We start from the raw sequence: 5,252 nt of genomic DNA on the forward strand, positions 1-5,252 counted from the left end.
CAAGACGTCAGCAAAGTCGAAAAAACTCCTTCGATGGAAGGTGGCAGAAACATGACTGCCGTCCTTTCACCGAAAGCCTGAGTCGCCGATCCCCGATCGGTCGATTCACAAAAACGGTTCGAAATAAGTGGGTAGACGGCCGGAAAAGGTCGTCTACCAAGAACTTCCGGTCGACGAAAGTGTGCGGATTGGGTAAACCTGACCACACAGTGAAAAAGTCGCTGGAAATTTTTGGCGGAATTCGTCTATACTCCTCGCCCCACTGATTTGGGCAATTCACTGCGCCGGACGGACGCCATGAATTGCAGCTTTGAATTCAAGGAATTACGGCGATGCCGAAGCAAAAAACGCACAAAGGTATGAAGAAACGGTTCAAAGTGACCGCTTCCGGCAAGGCCAAATGTCGTAGCGCCTACCGCGGCCACTTGCTGAGCCACAAGTCCAGCAAGCGGAAACGCCAGAATCGCAACGACGTCGTTCTGATTAAAGCTGACGCGAGAATGATTTGTGACGCACTGCGTCCTGCGGGTTAATCTTCGTCGTCTGCCTACGTCAGTCGACATTGCCGTCGATTGACCTGGTCGATTGCTCTGTTTGTGTTCTAATTCAGCGAATGGCATCATGAGAATTAGTTTTAGCGTCGCTCGTCGTCGATCCCACAAGCGCCTGTTCCGCGAAGTCAAAGGCAGCTATGGCGGTCGTAAGAACCTGCTTCGCCTCGTCAAAGAGACGGTTGTTCGTAACCGTGTCTTCGCTTACCGCGACCGACGTAACCGCAAGCGCGAGTTCCGAGCCCTGTGGATTGTCCGTATCAAGGCAGCAGCCGAAATGCGCGGCATTTCCTACTCACGCTTCATCCACGGACTGACGCTCGCCGAAATCAAGCTGAATCGCAAGATCCTCAGCGAAATGGCGATTCACAGCCCCGAAGTCTTTGACGAAGTCACGACCCTGGTCCGAGAGGGCCTGAAGAAGGCGGGCCAGGCCGTTTGATAACGGCTTGTCAAAAGTGATTGATATAAGACACTGCCCCCGTCGCTGATCGAGGGGGCAGTGTCTTTTTGTATTTACTCCCCATGGCGTTCTCGCACACTCTCGTCGTATCGCACAGAAACCCGATACACGCCTCCCCCGGCAGACTCGCCGGGGCAGCGCGAATCCGGTAACGGGAAGCGGGAACGTACGGCGAGATTTTAAGGCACGTGTGGCAATGGAACTCAGTCAGATATTTGCCAAGTTTCAGCAGGAAGCACTCACCGCGATTTCCGCGGCCACGAACGCCGAGATGCTCGAGCAGGCCCGAATTGAGTTTCTGGGCAAGAAGCAGGGAAAGCTCAAAGACCTGCAGTCCACATTGGCCACCGTCCCCCCGGAACAGCGCCCCGAGGTCGGTAAACGCTTCAACGAAGTCAAAGAAGCGGTCACCAAGGCCTGGGAAGAGCGACAGCAGCAGCTCAGCCAGACCAAAGTGGCTGCCACCGCGATCGATGTCACCCTGCCGGGGATTCGACCGTCGCTCGGGAAGCTGCACCCCCTGACACAGACGATCAACGAGTTCCAGGAGATCATGTCGCGGTTCGGGTTTGAAGTGGAAGACGGTCCCGAGATCGAGGACGAATGGCACAACTTCGTCGCTCTGAACATCCCGGACGACCACCCTGCCCGCGATCCGCTGGATAACTTCTACCTCGCCACGGCCGGTGTTGCAGGAGGTGGCCCGCGCCTGCTCCGCAGCCAAACCTCGACCATCCAGATTCGGGTGATGGAGAACCGCAAGCCGCCCGTGCGCATCGTCTCGGTCGGACGTGTCTATCGTCCCGACGAGATCGACGATACACACCACATCATGTTCCATCAGATGGAAGGTCTGATGGTCGGTCCCGATGTGACGATGGCTTCACTGAAGACGCTGCTGCGACTGTTTGCCGCCGCTTATCTGGGTGAAGACGTTCACGTTCGTTTCCGTCCGTCGTTCTTCCCGTTCACCGAGCCGAGCGTCGAGTTTGATGTTCAGCGGGGTGACGGCTGGCTGGAACTGGGGGGAGCGGGGATGGTCGACCCCAACGTCCTGCGGGCGGTCGGGTATGATCCAGATGAGGTCAGTGGATTTGCTTTCGGGCTGGGCATCGCACGATTCTGTATGATGCGGCACGGGATCAAGAACATTCGCCACTTCTACTCAAACGACATCCGGTTCCTGCAGCAGTTCTGATTGAACGAGAGCGAGAAGGTCGGTTCAGAGGGAGTGGAATCAGGGGGACGGATCGCCCGCAGGTTCCTCAGAACTGGCGAACAATCACGTCTGTCGGCTTGTCCTGTCGCGGGGCCATGGCAGCAGTTGGTAAGAGAGTCGGACGTTGTGTGGCATCCGATTGACCGGAACCTCTCGATGGGTTTGATGGAATCGAAGGAGAGAGCATGATCTACGTCAACATTGTCTTGACCGTCAAAGAGGCCAGCGACGTTGCCGAGATTGAGAGCCTGCTGGCAGAACAGGGGCGATTGTCTCGACAGGAACCCGGTTGCCTTCGGTTTGAAGTCTATCATTCGCAGACCGATCCCCGCGTCTTCCTGCTGAACGAGCACTGGGCCGACCAGGCCGCGATTGATGCTCATCGCAAGGACAAGGCTTACACCACGATCTATGTCCCCAAGGTCTTGCCGCGCGTCGAACGAGTCCCCCACCCATCGACCTTGGTCGAATAACGGAGCCAGCTCCGTGACACAGGCCACGCAGCATTTCTGATCTGTGATGCCCGCAGGTGAAGTGGGCATCCGCTCCCTCTCGAGTGAAGGACGATCTCGACCTGACGCAAGCGGCTGGATGACACCGATAAGTCCCGCGTTCCAGGCCATCTCCAGAATCCACTTCGGGACAGGAATCAGGAATACGTTCGAGCAGCGTACGTCGCCGCTTTGCAGCCTGAAGAATTTCGACAGACAGACGCGACACCCGTTATCAAACGCCAGAACAAGTCCCCTGCTATGCCACTCGCAGGGGATCACAACGAACGCCAGTCATCAGTAACCGATTTCCTTATCTCCTGTAGATAAGACCGTTCAAAACAACTTCTTTTAGTGAACCTCATCATGACGCAAATCAACAAATATAGTTCCCGCATCACGCAGCCACGTTCGCAAGGGGCCTCGCAGGCCATGTTGTACGCGACGGGCATGAAACGTGAAGACATGGATAAGGCTCAGGTCGGTATCGCCAGCGTCTGGTACGACGGCAACCCCTGTAACATGCACCTCAACAAGCTCTCTGAAAAAGTCAAAGAGGGTGTCACTGCGGCCGGTCTGTGGGGAATGCGATTTAACACGATCGGGGTGAGCGACGGAATCTCGATGGGAACCGACGGGATGTCGTTCTCACTCCAGTCCCGCGACCTGATTGCCGACAGCATTGAAACGGTCATGTCGGCTCAGTGGTATGACGCCAACATCTCGATCCCCGGCTGTGACAAGAACATGCCCGGCTGTCTGATCGCGATGGGACGCCTGAACCGCCCCTCGCTGATGATCTACGGTGGCACCATCAAGGCCGGTTGTATCCCCCTGCATCCGAAGCTCGACATCGTCTCGGCATTCCAGTGCTATGGCGAATACATCACCGGCAAGATCACCGATGAAGTCCGCCAGTCGATCGTCGAACATAGCTGTCCCGGCGCGGGGGCCTGCGGCGGGATGTACACCGCGAACACGATGGCATCTGCCATTGAAGCCATGGGGATGGCACTCCCTTACAGCTCATCGATCCCTGCCGAAGACCCGCTGAAGCTGGGTGAATGTATGGCAGCCGGAAAAGCCATCCGCACGCTGCTCGAAATGGACCTGAAGCCCCGTGACATCATGACCCGGGCCGCCTTCGAAAACGCGATGGTCGTGATCATGGCGACCGGGGGCTCAACCAACGCCGTGCTGCACCTGATCGCCATGGCGCGTGCTGTGAATGTTCCTCTGACGATCGACGACTTCCAGGCCGTCAGTGACCGTATCCCCTACATCGCCGACCTCAAGCCAAGCGGCAAGTACGTGATGGAAGACCTGCATCATGTCGGCGGAACCCCAGCCGTGATGAAGTACCTGCTCGAGAAGGGTCTGCTCGACGGCAGCTGTATGACAGTGACCGGCAAGTCCCTCGCCGAGAACCTCAAGAACCTGCCGGGACTCGCCGAAGGCCAGCGGATCATTCAGCCGCTGGAAACGCCGCTCAAGGAATCGGGTCACATCCGGATCATGCGCGGCAACTTCTGTCCGGAAGGTGCCGTGGCCAAGATCACCGGCAAAGAAGGACTCATCTTCAAGGGTCCGGCTCGCGTATTCGATTCCGAAGAGCTGATGCTGAAGGGTCTCGAAGACGGCCTGATTCAGAAGGGTGACGTCATCATCATCCGGTACGAAGGCCCCAAGGGTGGCCCCGGTATGCCAGAAATGCTGACACCCACCTCGGCCATTATGGGAGCCGGTCTGGGATCCGACGTCGCACTGATCACCGACGGCCGGTTTTCGGGTGGTTCGCACGGCTTCATCGTCGGCCACGTCACACCGGAAGCTCAGGTGGGGGGACCGATCGCCCTGGTTCAGGACGGTGACACGATCACGATCGACGCCAACTCCAACCAGATCGTGCTCTCTCTTTCCGATGAAGAACTCGCCAAACGCCGTTCGACATGGAAAGCCCCAGAACTGAAAGCCAATCGCGGGACCCTCTACAAGTACATCAAGAACGTGAAGAGTGCCTCCGAAGGCTGCGTCACCGACGAGTGACAACTGCTCACAACGCCGCGTGGATTGAACGCCCACGCGAGCGTAGTGTGACCTGCCCGTCCTGCCTTCAGTCCTCTGTTTCACTCATGGGATGCCTGCCGTCTGTGCAGGCATCCCTCATGAAGGCCCATCGCACCGACCAGACAGTTCTGTTCCACAACTCGCTTCCGTCCCCAGGAACCCGGCATGAACTCTGATGAGGCTCTCACCATGAATGCCGATGTGGACGAGGATGACACGGGGGCGAGTGGTGAAGAAGCACATCCTGGCTGGATGGGCTGCATCGGTCGATTCCTCGGCCCGCTGGTGTTTCTCGCCGTCGCCACGATGCCTGCTGTTGAAGGACTGAACCCCGCCGCGCAGCGACTGCTGGCCGTTACGCTCTGGATGGCCGTCTGGTGGGTGACTCAGGCCATCCCCATCGCCGCCACCAGCCTCTTGCCGCTGGCCCTGTTTCCTGTGTGCGGTATTCAGTCGGCAAA

At 57.7% G+C, this 5,252-nt stretch carries 6 protein-coding genes; all 6 read left to right on the plus strand.

Annotated features, from left to right (window positions below; genetic code table 11):
* Positions 1–332 precede the first annotated feature (332 nt).
* Positions 333–533, plus strand: a complete 201-nt coding sequence (gene rpmI, locus VGE80_RS21945) for a 50S ribosomal protein L35 (RefSeq protein ID WP_373649418.1) — start codon at positions 333–335, stop codon at positions 531–533.
* Between the two features lie 88 nt (positions 534–621).
* Complete coding sequence (rplT, locus tag VGE80_RS21950) at positions 622–993, plus strand: 50S ribosomal protein L20 (RefSeq protein WP_373649419.1); 372 nt, start codon at positions 622–624, stop codon at positions 991–993.
* 217 nt (positions 994–1,210) lie between these two features.
* A complete protein-coding gene (pheS, locus tag VGE80_RS21955) occupies positions 1,211–2,212 on the plus strand; it encodes a phenylalanine--tRNA ligase subunit alpha (RefSeq protein WP_373649420.1) in 1,002 nt (333 codons plus the stop codon).
* Positions 2,213–2,418: 206 nt separating this feature from the next.
* Positions 2,419–2,706 (plus strand): putative quinol monooxygenase, encoded by a 288-nt coding sequence (locus VGE80_RS21960; RefSeq protein ID WP_373649421.1) that lies wholly within the window; start codon positions 2,419–2,421, stop codon positions 2,704–2,706.
* A gap of 384 nt (positions 2,707–3,090) precedes the next feature.
* Positions 3,091–4,770, plus strand: a complete 1,680-nt coding sequence (ilvD, locus tag VGE80_RS21965) for a dihydroxy-acid dehydratase (RefSeq protein ID WP_440594131.1) — start codon at positions 3,091–3,093, stop codon at positions 4,768–4,770.
* Positions 4,771–4,956: 186 nt separating this feature from the next.
* Positions 4,957–5,252, plus strand: a 296-nt coding sequence (locus VGE80_RS21970; protein WP_440594132.1) for an anion permease, incomplete at its 3' end; no start/stop codon positions are given.

This window comes from Schlesneria sp., from assembly GCF_036405755.1.
GTDB classification, from domain to species: Bacteria; Planctomycetota; Planctomycetia; order Planctomycetales; family Planctomycetaceae; genus Schlesneria; species Schlesneria sphaerica.

Excerpts from the sequence above, each read along its gene's own strand:
- rplT (WP_373649419.1), top strand. The coding sequence starts at position 622 with ATGAGAATTAGTTTTAGCGTCGCTCGTCGTCGATCCCACAAGCGCCTG.
- rpmI (WP_373649418.1), top strand. The coding sequence starts at position 333 with ATGCCGAAGCAAAAAACGCACAAAGGTATGAAGAAACGGTTCAAAGTG.
- ilvD (WP_440594131.1), top strand. The coding sequence starts at position 3,091 with ATGACGCAAATCAACAAATATAGTTCCCGCATCACGCAGCCACGTTCG.
- pheS (WP_373649420.1), top strand. The coding sequence starts at position 1,211 with ATGGAACTCAGTCAGATATTTGCCAAGTTTCAGCAGGAAGCACTCACC.
- VGE80_RS21960 (WP_373649421.1), top strand. The coding sequence starts at position 2,419 with ATGATCTACGTCAACATTGTCTTGACCGTCAAAGAGGCCAGCGACGTT.